At 43.6% G+C, this 15,199-nt stretch carries 18 protein-coding genes; 11 read left to right on the plus strand and 7 right to left on the minus strand.

All coding sequences use genetic code 11. The features are described from left to right. Positions 1 to 190: 190 nt before the first annotated feature. Positions 191 to 943 carry a Mut7-C RNAse domain-containing protein gene (locus tag HUW51_RS11340; protein WP_185274144.1) on the minus strand — a complete coding sequence of 251 codons (753 nt, stop codon included), beginning with the start codon at positions 941 to 943 and terminating at the stop codon, positions 191 to 193. 119 nt (positions 944 to 1,062) lie between these two features. After that, positions 1,063 to 2,001 carry an EamA family transporter gene (locus HUW51_RS11345; protein ID WP_185274145.1) on the minus strand — a complete coding sequence of 313 codons (939 nt, stop codon included), beginning with the start codon at positions 1,999 to 2,001 and terminating at the stop codon, positions 1,063 to 1,065. Positions 2,002 to 2,229: 228 nt separating this feature from the next. On the opposite strand from HUW51_RS11345, the gene HUW51_RS11350 reads away from it, so the two are divergent. From HUW51_RS11350 to HUW51_RS11390, 9 genes are all read left to right on the plus strand, one after another. After that, the gene (locus HUW51_RS11350; protein ID WP_185274146.1) at positions 2,230 to 2,865 is read left to right on the plus strand and encodes a CGNR zinc finger domain-containing protein; all 636 of its coding nucleotides are present in this window, start codon (positions 2,230 to 2,232) and stop codon (positions 2,863 to 2,865) included. Between the two features lie 563 nt (positions 2,866 to 3,428). Then, entirely contained in the window at positions 3,429 to 4,775 is a 1,347-nt protein-coding gene (locus tag HUW51_RS11355; protein WP_185274147.1) for an FAD-binding protein, read from the plus strand. Positions 4,776 to 4,931: 156 nt separating this feature from the next. Further along, entirely contained in the window at positions 4,932 to 5,297 is a 366-nt protein-coding gene (locus tag HUW51_RS11360; protein ID WP_185274148.1) for a hypothetical protein, read from the plus strand. 83 nt (positions 5,298 to 5,380) lie between these two features. After that, positions 5,381 to 6,139 (plus strand): hypothetical protein, encoded by a 759-nt coding sequence (locus tag HUW51_RS11365; protein ID WP_185274149.1) that lies wholly within the window; start codon positions 5,381 to 5,383, stop codon positions 6,137 to 6,139. 119 nt (positions 6,140 to 6,258) lie between these two features. Next, positions 6,259 to 6,822, plus strand: a complete 564-nt coding sequence (locus tag HUW51_RS11370; RefSeq protein WP_185274150.1) for a Crp/Fnr family transcriptional regulator — start codon at positions 6,259 to 6,261, stop codon at positions 6,820 to 6,822. An 82-nt stretch (positions 6,823 to 6,904) separates the two neighbouring features. Next, entirely contained in the window at positions 6,905 to 7,324 is a 420-nt protein-coding gene (gene yiaA / locus HUW51_RS11375; protein WP_185274151.1) for an inner membrane protein YiaA, read from the plus strand. 32 nt (positions 7,325 to 7,356) lie between these two features. Continuing rightward, the gene (locus tag HUW51_RS11380; protein ID WP_185274152.1) at positions 7,357 to 8,220 is read left to right on the plus strand and encodes an alpha/beta hydrolase; all 864 of its coding nucleotides are present in this window, start codon (positions 7,357 to 7,359) and stop codon (positions 8,218 to 8,220) included. A 346-nt stretch (positions 8,221 to 8,566) separates the two neighbouring features. Then, positions 8,567 to 9,784: an MFS transporter gene (locus HUW51_RS11385; protein WP_185274153.1), complete on the plus strand. Its 1,218-nt coding sequence runs from the start codon at positions 8,567 to 8,569 to the stop codon at positions 9,782 to 9,784. A gap of 274 nt (positions 9,785 to 10,058) precedes the next feature. Next, positions 10,059 to 10,259 (plus strand): entericidin, encoded by a 201-nt coding sequence (locus tag HUW51_RS11390; RefSeq protein ID WP_185274154.1) that lies wholly within the window; start codon positions 10,059 to 10,061, stop codon positions 10,257 to 10,259. A gap of 75 nt (positions 10,260 to 10,334) precedes the next feature. Here HUW51_RS11390 and HUW51_RS11395 read toward each other — a convergent pair whose 3' ends face one another. Then, positions 10,335 to 10,901 carry a hypothetical protein gene (locus tag HUW51_RS11395; protein WP_185274155.1) on the minus strand — a complete coding sequence of 189 codons (567 nt, stop codon included), beginning with the start codon at positions 10,899 to 10,901 and terminating at the stop codon, positions 10,335 to 10,337. 185 nt (positions 10,902 to 11,086) lie between these two features. Here HUW51_RS11395 and HUW51_RS24750 point away from each other — a divergent pair, with 185 nt between their 5' ends. After that, the gene (locus HUW51_RS24750; protein ID WP_262891329.1) at positions 11,087 to 11,212 is read left to right on the plus strand and encodes a hypothetical protein; all 126 of its coding nucleotides are present in this window, start codon (positions 11,087 to 11,089) and stop codon (positions 11,210 to 11,212) included. Positions 11,213 to 11,280: 68 nt separating this feature from the next. On the opposite strand, the gene HUW51_RS11400 is transcribed toward HUW51_RS24750, so the two are convergent. The 3 genes from HUW51_RS11400 to HUW51_RS11410 form a co-directional block, all read right to left on the minus strand. Then, positions 11,281 to 11,646 (minus strand): VOC family protein, encoded by a 366-nt coding sequence (locus HUW51_RS11400; protein ID WP_185274156.1) that lies wholly within the window; start codon positions 11,644 to 11,646, stop codon positions 11,281 to 11,283. A 98-nt stretch (positions 11,647 to 11,744) separates the two neighbouring features. Next, positions 11,745 to 12,548: an N-acetylmuramic acid 6-phosphate etherase gene (murQ, locus tag HUW51_RS11405; RefSeq protein WP_185274157.1), complete on the minus strand. Its 804-nt coding sequence runs from the start codon at positions 12,546 to 12,548 to the stop codon at positions 11,745 to 11,747. A 70-nt stretch (positions 12,549 to 12,618) separates the two neighbouring features. Next, positions 12,619 to 12,864, minus strand: coding sequence for a cytochrome b5 domain-containing protein (locus tag HUW51_RS11410; RefSeq protein ID WP_185274158.1), 246 nt, complete (start codon positions 12,862 to 12,864; stop codon positions 12,619 to 12,621). A gap of 314 nt (positions 12,865 to 13,178) precedes the next feature. Here HUW51_RS11410 and HUW51_RS11415 point away from each other — a divergent pair, with 314 nt between their 5' ends. Further along, entirely contained in the window at positions 13,179 to 13,886 is a 708-nt protein-coding gene (locus tag HUW51_RS11415) for a hypothetical protein (RefSeq protein WP_185274159.1), read from the plus strand. A gap of 58 nt (positions 13,887 to 13,944) precedes the next feature. Here the strand turns inward: HUW51_RS11415 and HUW51_RS11420 are convergent, their stop codons facing one another. After that, positions 13,945 to 15,096 carry a formimidoylglutamase gene (locus HUW51_RS11420; RefSeq protein ID WP_185274160.1) on the minus strand — a complete coding sequence of 384 codons (1,152 nt, stop codon included), beginning with the start codon at positions 15,094 to 15,096 and terminating at the stop codon, positions 13,945 to 13,947. Between the last annotated feature and the right edge of the window lie 103 nt (positions 15,097 to 15,199).

The following is a 15,199-nucleotide window of genomic DNA, read 5'->3' on the forward strand; positions in this document are numbered from 1 at the left end:
ATAGTTTAACAACGGAGTTGCCCGAATTAAAAGATAATGAGCCAGCCGTAATTGGTTCGTCTCTTATTACCCGGACATAGCAGTTGGTATTATCGGTTTTATTAACCAAGAAGATTGGCGGCAGCGACAAATTTTAAAAATTTGCCTAATCAATCCTTTTAACGTTTGAGCGTATAATTTTTAAATTTCTCTATTCTCCGTCGGGCAAAACCAACTGCTGCACAAAGGTTACCATGCGCTCGTAGTGCGAACCTTTCCAGAATACCCGTAGACAACTCTGGCACTGATGAAATTCTTGAAAGTACAATTTAGTTTTGGGCGGCAATTGCGCCAGTACAACTTCTTTCGGTACGGTTTGTAATAAACCATTGCACACCAAACAACGGGTAAACGGTTGCAGGTGAGGTAATAAGTTATAATAAGCCAATACTTCGGCGAGTTGCTTTTCGGAGTTTTGCGAACGCAACCAATACCCCCATTGCACGGTTTTTAACTTGAGCAGTCCTAAGTCGCGGGTAAGAATAACGCGGTTTTCAGCGGCGGCCCTGTCGGCAATGGTTTGGTCATCGTAGTTATTTTCGTAAATCGTATCGAAGCCCAGTAAACGCAAACTTTTAGCTAATTTGCCCAGGTGAACATCCAGGATAAATCGAATTGGTTCGGGCAAAGCTTTTCGTAATTCGGGCGCGTATGGCCAGTTTTTTAAATTTTCTTGCGGATAAATCACTACCTCATCTGCAGCTTGCAACAAGTAATTAAAAGCTACAGGTTGCTCGTTTACCAGAATAACCGCCACTTCGGGGTGAGGTACGCCTAAAGCTTCTATGGCATCTTTAATGGCCGGATTACCGGTGAAGCAATACAAAATTTCTTTTTCTTTCTGCGCCTTCCATAAAAAATCGCGGAGCGCACTAAAAAACCGGAACCGGGCTGTTTTATCCATAAAGCTTATTACGGCAGGTTCCTAGTTTGGTAGCCAATTACACCATGGCCGATTTGCCCGCCGGTATATTTTAACTTAAGGCTTGACCCGCAGTAGAATTTTAAAAATTTAAAAAATAGCTATGCGGTAGTAACCAATTGCTTTTTATAATTGGGAATATTGGTGAGCAGCACCCCGATTAAAATAATAACTAAAGCGGCCACTTGTCCCGGCGTAATGCTTTCGGCAGCAAATAAGCCACCCAGCAACACCGCTACCACCGGGTTAATGTACGTATGGGTACTTACCAAAGCCGGCGGCCGCACCGAAATAAGCCAAACAAACGACAGGTAAGCTACTAAGGAGCCCATTACAATTAAAAAAGCAAGGCCGCCCCAGGCTTTAACAGAAACGGTAGCTACCGAAAAGCCCGACCATTCCGCAGTAAATAAACTAATGATAAAACTAACTACCCCGGCGGCCATTAACTGCTCGGCCGTGGTCATTACGGTAGAGTCTTGCTGGTTATCGGTTCTTTTGGAAAGCAAAGAGCCCACCACCCATAAAACCGAACTGCCCAATAAAACCAGGTAAGCCAATACGTGTTCTTCCGAAGCCGGCATGCCACTGGCTTTACCCGGTAAAACAAAAAACAAAATTACGCCCGTAAACCCAATAACTAATCCGCCAATAATAAGCTTGTGCGAAAAGTAAGTAGACCAGCATTTTTTATCTAACAAAACAAACCAGAATGGCTCCGTCGCAATTAAAATAGCCGCGCTGCCCGAACTAATATATTGTTCGGCCCAGGTTACTAAGCCCGAGCCTCCCACCAGCATTAAAGTGCCGCAAACGGCATTTAAGCTTAAATTACGGACGGATGGTACCGATTCGCCTTTAAGCAAACACCAGATAAACAAAATAACGCCAGCCGTTAAAAAGCGCATAAACGACAAAATAAACGGCGGAATGCCATCCAGTCCGAAAACAATGGCCAGGTACGTAGACCCCCACACCAGGTAAATATTCGCGAAAGCCAGCCATACCAGCCAACGCGGCGCTTCAGCAGTTTTATGCATGGTATTATTTATTTAGGGTGAGTTGTTTTATTAATTTGAAAAATGAATGACTCCCGTGATACGTTTCGGGTTGCATCTTACCGGCAAACTGGCTTTTGAAACTGTGATCACTGGTAAATTTTAATTTTTTAAAATTTTAATTTTTTGATCTTGTTTTTACTACTTAAAATTGGTTTGAACGTAATAATATTTGAATTGTTACTAGCTAAATAAATTTTATTCGTTAGAATGGCGCACCAAAATACCATAGAAACCATACCGTTTGATGGGGGAGTACTCTGCCTGGATTTTGTAAATACTGTGCGAAACCGGAAAGTACCGCGCGTGCATAATTACTTTGCGAGCTATGCTAATTTTTTAATTTGGTGCCGTCGGGTAGCTATTTTGCCTGTAAGCGTATTAGATGATTTGCAGGAATATAGTTCTCAAAACCCTGTAGAAGCAGAAGCAGCTTTGCAGCAGATTGTAGCAGTTCGGGAGAATTTGTACCTGCTTTTTTCGGCTATTGCCGCCGAGCGGGTGCCGACTAATGCGGTTACCGCTACTTTTAACCAGAATTTATCGAATGCCATGGGGCAGGTCTTTCTGGCTTGGCAGAACACTATTTTTAGCTTTCAATTGCAGGCAAAAGAAAAAGAACTTACCGGTCCGGTAAAGTTAATTCTGTACTCGGCCTACCAAACCTTATTACGCGAAGACCGGAGAAGAATAAAAGAATGTGCCGAATGTGGGTGGTTGTTTTTAGACAAAACCAAGAACGGTAAACGCCAATGGTGCAATCCCATTTACTGCGGCAGCACGTCTAAATCGCGCCGGTATTACCACCGGCAAAAAGAAAAAGAACAAAATTCCGGCGAAGCTTAAAGGCTTAAAAATTAATTTGTTTAAGTAATGGTGGGAGTGTTTACCCTTCCGCCTGCGGCACCTTCCCTAAAAACAGGGAAGGAGATGCGGGTATCTTGGTAATTTAAGAATATCGAAATGTTTGTTACTTGTTGATTGATAATTGTTTTGGTAGTTGCTTGCATCTGGTTACAGTATTTGTCCTGAATTTTTAAATTTTAAAAATTTAAATTTTGACTACACATTCCTGTGCTGGCACAAGTATCTCGCTCATGTCTAAACATCGGGTAGCCCTCTGGCCGGGCGAACCGATAAACTTATATGGTAAAGGTGCTACAAATAATTTCCAACCGGCTAGAAGCTGGGTGATAAGCATCACGAACGTGGACGCTCGCAATAGAATTTGGTTAAAACAGAATTCCAAGGCGCTGCTATCGCCAGCCGGTAAGGCAATTCGTAATTTATACAACGGTATATTGATAAATGGTAATCAGTAGGTAGTACAGGGTACCTGTAAAAACCCTATATTTACCTTAGTGCCTAAGTCTAAAACCTCGGCTGGCAAGCTTTTTAACTTTATTCCCATGAAAAGAAGAACTTTTAGCAAACTATCTTCTACTGTAACGGCCGGCAGCGCCATTTTACCTTTCACGGAATGGTTTCCGGCTGATCCGTTAAAAAACTGGGCCGGTAACATTGAGTACAGCACCAACAAAGTAGTGTACCCCAAAACCACCGAAGAAATACAAGCCCTGGTAAAGAAAAACGCGCGCCTGAAAGTGTTGGGTACCCGCCATTGTTTTAACCGCATTGCCGACAGCGAACATTATTTACTTTCCACGAAAGAACTGAATAAAGTAATTTCCCTGGATACCCAAGCCCGCACCGTAACCGTGGAAGGCGGCATTAAATACGGCGAATTGGCGCCTTACCTGCAACAAAAAGGCTATGCGCTGCACAACCTGGCTTCGCTGCCGCACATTTCGGTGGCAGGGTCTATTATTACGGCTACGCACGGCTCCGGAGTAAAAAACGGCAACCTGGCTACGGCCGTTGTGGGTCTGGAGATAATGGATGCAGCGGGCAAGCTTCATGCTATAACCAAAGAAAAAAATCCGGACTTGTTTAACGGCGCGGTAGTGAACCTGGGCGCTTTGGGCCTGATAACGCAAGTTACGCTGGCCCTGGAACCGGCTTTTACCATGCAGCAACGCGTGTACGAACGGCTACCCATGGCGCAACTGAAAGCTAATTTCGAGCAGATTGTTTCGGCGGGTTACAGCGTAAGTTTATTTACCGATTGGGTGAACGACAGCATTAATGAAGTATGGGTAAAAAGCCGGCTCGATGGTACTGATTCTGCCACCAATAACTCCGAATTTTATGGCGCGGTAGCGGCCACCAAAAACCTGCACCCCATTGTGGAAGTTTCCGCCGAAAACTGCACCGAGCAACTGGGGGTGCCCGGCCCGTGGTATGACCGCTTGCCGCATTTTAAAATGGGTTTTACGCCCAGCACCGGCGTAGAATTACAATCCGAATACTTCGTACCCATGAACCAGGCCGTCGAAGCCATCCAGGCCATTGCCCGGTTAAATAAACAAATCAGTCCGCACCTGTTTATCTCGGAAATCCGCACCATCGCGGCCGACAACTTATGGCTCAGCCCCTGTTACCAACGGCCCAGCGTAGCCCTGCATTTTACCTGGAAACAAGATTGGCCCGCCGTGAGCAAACTGTTGCCCATTATTGAGAAAGAATTAGCGCCTTTCAACGCCCGTCCGCACTGGGGTAAGTTATTTACCATGACCCCGCAAGCCCTAGCTGCGCAGTACGAAAAACTGCCCGAATTTAAAAAACTAGTCGCTCAATACGATCCGCAAGGCAAGTTCCGCAATCAATTTTTAAATTCTACCATTTTTGGGAGTTAGGGGGAAGTGGAGGTAGCAGAGGTAGCAGGTAGATAGAAGAACTATTCCGTTTATACAGTATTATAATAGCAGATATGTGGAGTAAGGAATAATATATAGTGCGGATAACTGGAGTGGTTCTGTTTATCTGCTTGTTATGTGCCATTAATATAAAAAATGAAATTACCATTAGAATATAGATGGCTCAAAGCCCATGATTTCAAATTATTCACTCCCTGGTGTTTGATTGACCCAATGGATTCAGATGGTTTAAGGCAGGAATATAAAAGTGAAACAGGAAAAGATATTCTGCCTTTCGCAAGAAGACAGGATAATGACGACTTGGCTGGGTTTGAGATAATTGATTCTGTTGTTCAAAGCAAAGTGATAACAGTTCATTTACCGTGGACAGGAAAACGGGAAAGAGAAGGCTGGCCAAGGACTAAAAATTCAACCGACTTACTGAATTGTTTAAATGAAGTTGCAATTCCTGATACTAGAGATTGGATGACAGAAGAAGAACTTGAAGACTTAGAAAAATAACAGCACATAACATCACCTAAACATCATCTCCAGCCGATGGCTGTCGCCGCCGTTTAGCTTAACCATTAGCCAAAATTTAAAACATGAAGAAAATCCTGCCTTTGCTGTTACTGACATTCATATTTAGCTGCAGCAGCAAACCAGATGAGACTGCATTGGCTGAAGAAAATATTCAAGTAAGCAGCCAAACTGAAAAACCAACTGAAGAAAAGGAAATAGCGGGTGTTAAGTACTCGATTGCAAAGGCGACAAAAGCAGATTTTGATAGGGCTAAAAAGGCAAGTTCAAACCTGCTGACGCCAGACACTCTTAATTCACGAAAGAAAAACGGTGTGATAGAAGTCTTGACAAACGGAAACTGGAAACCTCTAACCGCGTTCAAAGACACATTGAACAGCCCCGAATCCGATGATGATGAAATCAGGGAATATAAGTATGCGGGGCAGATAAAGTCAATCAATAAATTTCTTGTAGAAGGTTACTTCTGGGAGCATTATGAATGCTATCTGGTTGACAAAGCAACAGGCAGAATAGATACGACTTGGACTAAGCCTTATATCTCACCCGATAAGAAGTTGCTCGCCAGTCTTTCCATGCCATACGGACTAGAAGGGCCGCCACTTGGAATTCAGATATTCAAGATAGAGGGCAATGGACAGAACCTAGCAAAGTTCATTGAGATAAATCAGCAAGAATGGTCACCTTGTGATTTCTACTGGGAATCGCCAAGTTCGATTGTAATCCAGATTCTGCCTGTGGAGAGAGTGCTAGAAATAAATGGCATTCCCAAGCAAGAAGATTATACCTACATAAGGCTAAAAATACAGAAAAACTTTGGCTAACAAGGTGCATAAGCCATGCTACGGCCGACGGCCTTGCACGCCTCATGCACGAGACCGTTAGGCTGAGAATCAGTTAAAACAGCACTAAAGTCTCATACTTACAATTAAAAAGTTCTAACATGCATGCTTTGTATAACTGCATATCGCAATACCATCCTATTTCTATAGATGCGTGGGAGGCACTAGCCAAAGCATTAACACGGGTGGAGTTGCCCCGGAATGCCTTTTTAATCCAAGAAGGGATGGTGTGCCATAATTTGTACTTTCTGGAACAAGGGTGCTTGCGGGGTTATTACAACCTGGATGGCAAGGAAATTACCTATTGGTTTGGCTTCGAGAATAATTTTATTACTTCTTTTTATAGCTTTATTTCCCGCAAGCCGGGCGTAGAAAACATCCAGATTTTAGAAGATGCCACCTTATGGGGAATCAGCTACCAAGCTTTAAACCAGTTATTCGATTTTTATCCGGACCTGGAACGACTGGTGCGGATTATAAATGAGCAATATTACATCCGGCTGGAAGAGCGGTTAATGGGCATGCAATTTAAAACGGCCCGGGAGCGGTATGAACAGCTACTGGAAACTGCGCCCCACATCTTGCAAAGAGTCTCCCTCGGGCAAATAGCTTCTTACCTGGGTATTAGTCAGGAAACACTGAGCCGCATCAGAAGCCAAGTTTAAATATTTTCCTTTTTTGATATTTGTCAAAAGATAAAAACGGGCACCACTATACCTTTGATTCATCATTTAAACAATAACAAAAATGAATCAGAAACCATCTGCTGCTTTTATTACCGCCTCTTGGGCTACTTTACTTACAGGCATTACCGCCTACGTTATCGGGCTCTGGAATGCCGACATGTTACTTAACGAAAAGGGTTATTATTTTACCGTGCTCATGTACGGTTTGTTCTCGGCCATCTCGCTCCAAAAAAGTGTGCGCGACCAACTGGACGGAATTCCGGTTACCAGTATTTACTCCGGTCTGAGCTGGTTTTCTACTATTCTGGCCATCGTGCTTCTCACCGTGGGACTATGGAATGCCGATTTACTTTTAAGCGAAAAAGGTTTTTACGCCATGTCGTTTTTGCTCAGCCTTTTTGCGGCCATTGCGGTACAGAAAAATACCCGCGATGGTTTAGCCAGAGAACTGCCCCTTAAAAATAACCCACAGATACCTTAATGGCGTAACAGGCTTTGGGCTTAATTTTAAAAATGGTACGACTACCCGGCAACCTTACCAGAATGGGTGTGATTATGCTGCCAACTTATAAAATTTTAAAAAATATCGGCTATGGCTCCGATCCGGAACAAGTAATGGATATTTACATAGCCGATCACACTCCGGAATTGGCCACTAATAACTTTACCATTGTATTTCTGCACGGAGGCGCTTTTTACCTGAGTGATAAATCGCAGGAGGAAAAATACATTCAGCCGTACTTACATAAAGGGATGCCGGTGGTTAACCTGAATTATAGGCTTAAACGCGGCATACCCCTGGCCACCCAAGATTTAACAACTGCCCTGAATTTCTTAGAAGCTAATAGAGTAACGTACCCTTTAAATTTGAGCCAAATAGTTCTGGCGGGTTTTTCCGCTGGGGCTCACATTGTCAGCCTGGTAGGTTTAGCGGCCAATAACCCAGAGTATTGCTTTAAGTTGAATAAAGGAATTGCCATTGCCGCAATCATTAATTTTTCGGGTGTGGTAGATGGCTTAGGCCTGGTAGAAAAACAATTTATAGAGAACGAATCTTATCTGATGCAAGCGATTGGCAACGCCTTGTTTCCGGACATTGCCGGGTACACGCCCCAGGAGATTATTTCTGTGTTTGAACCTATAAAATACTTTGATCAACAAGACCCGCCTTACTTTTTGTGGTATGGGGGTAAAGACGATCAAATTCCGCCGGCCACGTTTGCAGCGTTTGTTAAATTACTTCAGGAAGGTAATGACAAGAACGTGGTTGTATTTTCGCCCGAGAGTAATCATTTCCCCCATGCTGCCGAACGGGATTATATTTACAGTAAAATTTTTAAATTTTTAAATAAGATAGCGCAAACAGGCAGCGCGTAAAAAGTACCGGAGAATTATTTTTAAAACCTCAAGCCACCATTAGCCTACATTTTATGCACCGCATAACTAGGGTGTTGAAGTCAGTTTATTGTATTGGGGTAACTACTGGGCTTTGCCATCAAGCTGTTTCAAAATTTAAAATCTTTTAAAATTTAAAAATTACAGTAACTTATAAGCCAACCAGGCAGTAAGATGCTTCGGGTAGCAAAAGCTGGGTTAATAGGGTAATATGGGTGAAGTTTAAAATAACTACCTTTGCGCTACATTTTACCAACCCAGTTACCGCCAAAAAAGTAAATACCCGGAACAAATAGTTTACCAGGAGGCACCGCGGGATAGCAATTACATGGAACAAGCAGCCGAAGTTCGTTTAGCAGAAGAAAATAACCGTTTTAAGATTTCCACCAATGCTGTAGCGGAGCAAATTCACAAACAGCGGTTTTTTCTGAGTGTATTTTTCTTTTTGTCGGGGTTTAATTTTGCCAGTTGGGCTTCCCGCATACCAACCATCAAAGCCGCCTTAGATTTAAACGAAGCCGAGTTAGGATCGGTGTTGCTTACCATGCCCATCAGCTCCATGATTGGTTTGCCGCTGTCGGGGTGGTTGGTTACGCGCTTTGATACGAGAGTACCCTTAACCGTGGCCTTTCTTTTAAACGCGGTTAGTTTGGCTTTAATCGGCACGGCTACTTCTACTTTAAGTTTAATAGTAGCGCTGTTTTTATTCTCGTTGAGTACCCGCATTTTTAATATTTCCATGAATACGCAAGCCATTACGCTGCAGAAGTTATTCGACCGGAAGATTAATGGTTCTTTTCATGGGCTGTGGAGCACCGGCGGCATTGTGGGCGTGGGTGTTACTACTTTGGTAATTAGCTTAGGTATTTCTATTGTGCCGCATTTAGCTACGGTAGCAGTAGTTACCATACTTATTACTTTGTTTGCGTCGCGGTTTTTACTGCGCCACGACCGGGCCGAAACCCGCAACAAGCAAGCTTTGCCGAAGCCCGATTCCTATATTCTGTATTTAGGTTTACTGGTGTTTTTTGCCGCTATCTGCGAAGGCGGCATGTTTGACTGGAGCGGTATTTACTTTCAGAAAGTAGTGCAGGAAGAAGTGTTTACGGCCGGTTATTTAATTTTTATGTCGTTTATGGCGTTCTCCCGGTTTGTATCGGACCGCATTGTGGAGCGGATTGGTATGGCGCGTACTTACCTGATGAGTTCGCTTTGCATTTTCTTCGGGGTAACGTTGGCCATTGTTTTTCCGAGTTTCTGGCCGGCCATGGTTGGATTTTCGTTCGTGGGTTTTGGTACCGCCGCCGTTATTCCCATGACCTACACGTTGGCCGGGGCTTCTGAGAAGTACTCGGCGGGAGTGGCTATTTCCTTGATTGCTTCATTTGGTATTGTGGGCATGTTGCTGGGGCCACCTTTAATTGGTTATTTGGCGCACGCTTTTAATTTAAAAATTTCGTTTATCGCCTTTGCTTTTGCCGGCATTATGCTCATTCCGGTTTCGCGCTTGTTCTTCCGGTTAGCTAAGAATCAATCCGCGCTTTAAAAAACAGGTATAACAGTAGGGGTTAGTAACTGTTTTAATTTTAAATAGTAATGACGGCAGCCTGCGTCTTTATTTTTAAAATTTCTCAACGGAAAAATTAATAAACCCTGCTGTTGAGTAATTATTTTAAAAAAAATATAACAAAGTAGCTTTATCCGTATTTATGGCAAAACTTTTTTAAAAAGTATCAGTATAAATACCAAAAATATCAATCAAAGGGCTTTTAACCAACCAACTGCCCTTTTGATTAATCCGCCATTTAGCCTATAAAACTATGAAAAAACTACTCTTTATGTTTGTTGCGGCCACCGCATTTACGTTTGCTTCCTGCGATTCTAAAAAAGAAAATGCCGTGGAAGAAAACGCAGAAATGAAAGAAGAAGCTGCAGAAGATGCGGCTGATGCTCAAAAAGATGCTGCGGAAGACGCGGCCGAAGCCACCAAAGATAGCGTGGATGCCGTTGACCCACAGTAATTAACTTAACAAACAACTACACAAAAAAAGGCTGCCGATACCGGCAGCCTTTCTTATTTTTTAAATTTTTAAATTTTACCCTAATCTTTTCTGAATTAAAGAGCTGATTAGCTGGTATAAACGCCGGGGTTCCAGCGTACGCCAATGGATTTCTTCGAGGTTGCCGCCAAAGTTGATGTAATAATCCAGGTTAAATTTTTTCATTTCTTCCAACACAAAATCCTGGAAATTAATGGCTACAATCCAGCCGTCTTCTACGTCTTCGAACCATTCTTCGTAGTAGCAATCATCGGACCCGTGAAAGTTAAAGACGTTTTCGCCGATTAAAATAAACCGCTGAATGCCTTCCTGCACCATGGGATCGATGATGTTGCGTTTGAGCTGCATTATGTCGTTGTGTAGGGTATCGTTCCACTCGCCGATAAACTCGATAATGCAAAAGCCCAGATCGTAGTCCACGAAAAGTATTTTTAAAAACAGCGTTTCCGATTCGATATCGTCCCACTGCGGGTGTATGTAGTAGCCATAAATGGTGTTGGTATATGCCATTAAATTATTTTCCGCGCCGTACAACGGCGAGCGCGGGTCTTCAGAAGCACTGTAGGCCTCGATCCAGTTATAAAAAGGCTCGATGGTATGCATAAGGTATGAGTAACAATTAAGATAATTCAATTTACTCAATGTTACTCAAAACCAAAAACCAGGTTGCTATTTGAAGACGCCGATTTTTACGGATTTACCGGATTTCGCAGATTTGGAAAGTAAGGTTTTGTTTACGAAGTGAATAGAGGATCCTGGGTAAAAGGCTATTTTTAAAATTTTTGCTTTTGCCTACTGCCGGGATAGAAGATAAAGTAATTGCCATGGATAAATATGGCGGAGTTCCTGAGTTGGATTGCAGCAATGAAGTAGTGCTATTTTTGATTGAAATTTTAGCGGGTGCGAGCAGCTAGCTAGTAACTGCTCGCCAATTTTTAAACATTACAGATTGCGCTCATTCAGTTTAAGCAATGGGATTAGTTTATTCTTTTAATTTAAATTCCGGATTATAGATCAAGCCAATAACATTGCCCCAGGGATCTTTGACTGTAGCGGTAACAATTTCGCCGCCCACGTTCATGGGTTTTTCGTTTTCGGTAGCTCCCAAGGCCAGCAGGCGATCATACTCTGCCGTAATTTGGTTTACACCCCAGTAAGCAACTACGCTTTCGGGTTTGCTGGTGGTAGGTTCCTCTTCGGGTTGCAGGCCGAGTTCGTAGCCCTTAATATCAAAACCCACGTAAAAAGGCTCGTCAAAATAAGGAGCAGTTTGGAAAACTTGGGCGTACCAGGCTTTTGCTTTGGTTATATCGCCTACTTTGTAAATGGTTGTCCGGAGTCCCAGCATGGCTTCGTTGATTATTTGATTAACTTAATCATTATTTAATTTTTTTAAAAATCAATATATAATCCGTGAAATCCGGGTAATCCGCGAAAATCCGTGATCTACTTTTGGTAGTTTTCAATGGCGGCGCGTACGTTGCCGTGTTGCTCAATTAAAGCAGTGGCTTGGGTTTCGTCAACCTGCAATTCGTCCATTACCATCCGAATAGCCCGGTTTACTAATTTATGGTTCGAGAGCTGCATATCTACCATTTTGTTGCCTTTCACGTGGCCCAACTGAATCATGGTGGCGGTGGTGAGCATGTTTAAGGCCAATTTTTGGGCGGTACCAGCTTTCATGCGGGTGCTGCCGGTTACAAACTCCGGACCCGTAATAATTTCCACGGGATACTCCGCTACGGCGGCCACTTTAGACCCTGCGTTACACACAATACAACCCGTAACTAACCCGTGTTGCCGGGCGGCTTCCAGGCCCCCGATTACATAAGGCGTTCTTCCGGAAGCGGCAATGCCAACCAGCACATCTTTATCGGTAATAGCGTGGGCTTGTAAATCCTGCCAGGCCTGGTTAAAATCATCTTCGGCAAATTCCACGGCTTTCCGGATGGCCGTGTCGCCGCCCGCAATAATACCTACTACTAAACCGTGCGGTACGCCATAAGTAGGCGGGCATTCCGAGGCGTCCACAATACCCAACCGGCCGCTGGTGCCCGCGCCAATGTAAAACAAACGCCCCCCAACGCGCATTTTCTCGACCACGGCTTTTACTAAAGCTTCTATTTGCGGAATGGCTTTTTCTACGGCCAGCGGTACGGTTTTATCTTCCTGGTTGATGTTGGTCAGCAATTCGTTTACCGACATTTTTTCCAGGTGATTAAAGTTCGATGCAGTTTCGGTGGTGCTCATTTTTTTTATTAGAAATTAAAAATTATGAATTAGAAATTTTACTGGCTGAAAATTACAATTTAAGCATAAGCTACTTTTTAAGTCGGCCGATTATTTGAAATTTATCGAACACGTAGTCGGCGTGCGGGGCATCTTGCAGCTCTTCGGTTAAGTCCTGGCCGGCCCAGTGTTCGTAATGGTTGCCGTTCCGCCACAGCCGCGATTTTTTTACGTCGTAGATGTTGCCCTCGTACGCAATCCAAATCTCATCGCGATCTTGCCCGTTGCGCAAAGCTAATTGGTGTTTGGTATATTCCGGGAGTACTTGTTCTTCCATGAAGCAAAGCAATTATAAAAACAGCACAGTTACACGACGAGCCGCAAAAATTTTTATTTTAATTATAGCATAATAATTTACAGGCAACTCCCAATGGTTCTTTTGGGTCATAGTAATGTACGAGCAGGATAAATTTTTAAAAAACTTACGCTCCGAGCTAAAACCATCAGTATTAAGTAACTGACCAAAAGTAAATATTCACTTTCTTTGGTAACTTTAATAAAAAAAACAACCACCCCTACCCCTCCTAAACTTAGGAGGGGAGCTTTTACCCCCAACTTATCCTATATCATTTAATTTTTCCTTTTACTTATATGCGAAAGTATCTCTTCTTGATTATTTTATTTACCTCCACATCGGTAGCTTTCGGGCAAAGTCTGGAGTTTTCTGCCCAGGTAAATTCGGGCTTGTCCTGGTTTGGGGGCGGGTCAGCGGCCAGCCGTTCTTTCATCATTGTGAGCGATGTAGCAAATAGCGCTAATTATACGAATCATCCTTACGGCAAAATGCCAGGAGTTTCTTATGGTGTTTCGGCGCAGGTGCAGAAAATTACTTCTAAAAATTGGTTGTTTGGCGCCCAAGCAGGCTACGAAGTTTTAAGAAGTAAACTTAAAGTAAACGAAATCAGTAGCTTTGCTGCCAGAGTAATTACTATTACAGAAGGGCAAACTGTTTTGCGAAACACTTTTATAAATACCCATGTATTTTTTGGCCGCCGCTTACACAGAGGTAATTGGGATATAGATGTAACCGCCGGGCCAGAAATGGGTTTGGGACAAAACAGCCACGAAAATGGATTTGCAACCGAAAACAATGGCAATAAATATATTTCCAACTTAGACCGAACGCATCTGAAAACTGATTGGCGAGCCCGCCTGCAGGTAGCTGCTTATTACCGGAAAATTGGTTTAAGTTTAGGTTACGCGCACGGCTTAAGTAACTACCAAAGCAACCTGGAAGGAGCAAATTTTAAAACTTATGCCCGCATCACGCGCCTGGGAGTCATATACCGCTTCAACTAATCAAAACTTACAACCTGCAACCCACAACCTGTAACCTGTAATTTGCAACGTACAATCTCTAAGCCAGCCGTGATTGCGTTAAAATCCAGCGATTCGGTATTTCGCCTTTGGCGGCGAGCAGGTAATCTTCGTAGGAGCAGGGTATTATCTTGGCTTGCTTTTCGGGGCGCAAGGGTTCTACTTCCATCCACCATTTATCGCTCACCTTACTTTTATAAAACACCATTTTGTTCGGGTTATCGTGGAAGCCAATGGCGTATTTTAAAAATTTGTTGCTGGTAAAGTCTGTTTCGTTTTTGCGGTGGTAAAAGCCTTCCACAAAATACCAAAGCATTACCGCAAGGGTAGTGGCCGTTACCTGACGTACGTCTAAAGCCGGATTGTATTCATAAATGCCGAAAGAACTCAGCGAATCGTTTAAGCCGGCGTACCAGCACAGTTGGCAGGCTTCCTCGCCCGTTAAGCCATACGGGTTAGCGGGTTCGTAGCCTGGCGCATCGTGGTGTTTAATTGCCCGGATATCAAAACTAATTAAATCGGCGTTGCGTACCACGGGCTCTACTTCCTGAATATTGGTGTGCACCTGGCCCAGCCGTACCGTTTCGAAATGCAATTTTTCCAGAACCACAGCCACTTCCTGTTCCACAAAATACGATTGGTACGCAATCTGGCTTAAACTAAACAAGTAGTTGGGCTCGTGTAGTAAAATCCGTTGCAAGTGTTGCTGGTGCGGCGGTATACCCAGTTCTTCGCTCATATCAATGTGCGAATCAATGGTAACCAGGTTCACGGCTTTGTCCAGGTTTTCGTAAGCTAAAAACTGACCATAATCCAGGTCGTGGCTCCCACCGATAATAAGCGGCAAGGTGTTGTGGGTAATCAAGCTTTCGACTATTTCTTTAATCCGCAGGTAGGTATCTTCTAAGGTAATACCGGGCAGTAGATCGCCTAAATCCACAATTTTATAGCGTCCGGTACCTTTTTTAAGTGCGTACAATTGGCGTCTTACCTCGTTAGCCGGACGAAGTTCGGTGTTATTTTCCTGGCCAGTTCCCCGGGTTTCGTTTATGCCCAATATCGCAATATCGGCCTGGCGCCAATCCGGAAACTTATGCACAAAAGGATCAATGCTGGCGCCGAAACTCTTCGGATTGCTGTGGGGCAGGTAAAGTTCTTCGGCGAGCGGCTCAAAGAAAATAGCTAAATTCATGCAGGAACGTTAAAGAATACCAAAATTACTAAAAATGTGCAGACTGCTCCGGACTAATGGCGCTTCCGTACGTAAAATTTTAAAAAAACAGCCGTTTTCCCCC

Origin of the sequence: Adhaeribacter swui (genome assembly GCF_014217805.1) — a bacterium.
Taxonomy (GTDB): Bacteria; Bacteroidota; Bacteroidia; order Cytophagales; family Hymenobacteraceae; genus Adhaeribacter; species Adhaeribacter swui.

What these genes read in the sequence shown, in the direction of transcription:
- HUW51_RS11365 (WP_185274149.1), top strand. Translation starts at nt 5,381, where the DNA reads ATGAAGAAAATCCTGCCTTTGCTGTTACTGACATTCATATTTAGCTGC.
- HUW51_RS11385 (WP_185274153.1), top strand. Translation starts at nt 8,567, where the DNA reads ATGGAACAAGCAGCCGAAGTTCGTTTAGCAGAAGAAAATAACCGTTTT.
- HUW51_RS11360 (WP_185274148.1), top strand. Translation starts at nt 4,932, where the DNA reads ATGAAATTACCATTAGAATATAGATGGCTCAAAGCCCATGATTTCAAA.
- HUW51_RS11420 (WP_185274160.1), bottom strand. Translation starts at nt 15,096, where the DNA reads ATGAATTTAGCTATTTTCTTTGAGCCGCTCGCCGAAGAACTTTACCTG.
- murQ (WP_185274157.1), bottom strand. Translation starts at nt 12,548, where the DNA reads ATGAGCACCACCGAAACTGCATCGAACTTTAATCACCTGGAAAAAATG.
- HUW51_RS11355 (WP_185274147.1), top strand. Translation starts at nt 3,429, where the DNA reads ATGAAAAGAAGAACTTTTAGCAAACTATCTTCTACTGTAACGGCCGGC.
- HUW51_RS11350 (WP_185274146.1), top strand. Translation starts at nt 2,230, where the DNA reads ATGGCGCACCAAAATACCATAGAAACCATACCGTTTGATGGGGGAGTA.
- HUW51_RS11410 (WP_185274158.1), bottom strand. Translation starts at nt 12,864, where the DNA reads ATGGAAGAACAAGTACTCCCGGAATATACCAAACACCAATTAGCTTTG.
- HUW51_RS11380 (WP_185274152.1), top strand. Translation starts at nt 7,357, where the DNA reads ATGGTACGACTACCCGGCAACCTTACCAGAATGGGTGTGATTATGCTG.
- HUW51_RS11340 (WP_185274144.1), bottom strand. Translation starts at nt 943, where the DNA reads ATGGATAAAACAGCCCGGTTCCGGTTTTTTAGTGCGCTCCGCGATTTT.
- HUW51_RS11400 (WP_185274156.1), bottom strand. Translation starts at nt 11,646, where the DNA reads ATGCTGGGACTCCGGACAACCATTTACAAAGTAGGCGATATAACCAAA.
- HUW51_RS11395 (WP_185274155.1), bottom strand. Translation starts at nt 10,901, where the DNA reads ATGCATACCATCGAGCCTTTTTATAACTGGATCGAGGCCTACAGTGCT.
- HUW51_RS11415 (WP_185274159.1), top strand. Translation starts at nt 13,179, where the DNA reads ATGCGAAAGTATCTCTTCTTGATTATTTTATTTACCTCCACATCGGTA.
- HUW51_RS11345 (WP_185274145.1), bottom strand. Translation starts at nt 2,001, where the DNA reads ATGCATAAAACTGCTGAAGCGCCGCGTTGGCTGGTATGGCTGGCTTTC.
- HUW51_RS11370 (WP_185274150.1), top strand. Translation starts at nt 6,259, where the DNA reads ATGCATGCTTTGTATAACTGCATATCGCAATACCATCCTATTTCTATA.
- yiaA (WP_185274151.1), top strand. Translation starts at nt 6,905, where the DNA reads ATGAATCAGAAACCATCTGCTGCTTTTATTACCGCCTCTTGGGCTACT.
- HUW51_RS11390 (WP_185274154.1), top strand. Translation starts at nt 10,059, where the DNA reads ATGAAAAAACTACTCTTTATGTTTGTTGCGGCCACCGCATTTACGTTT.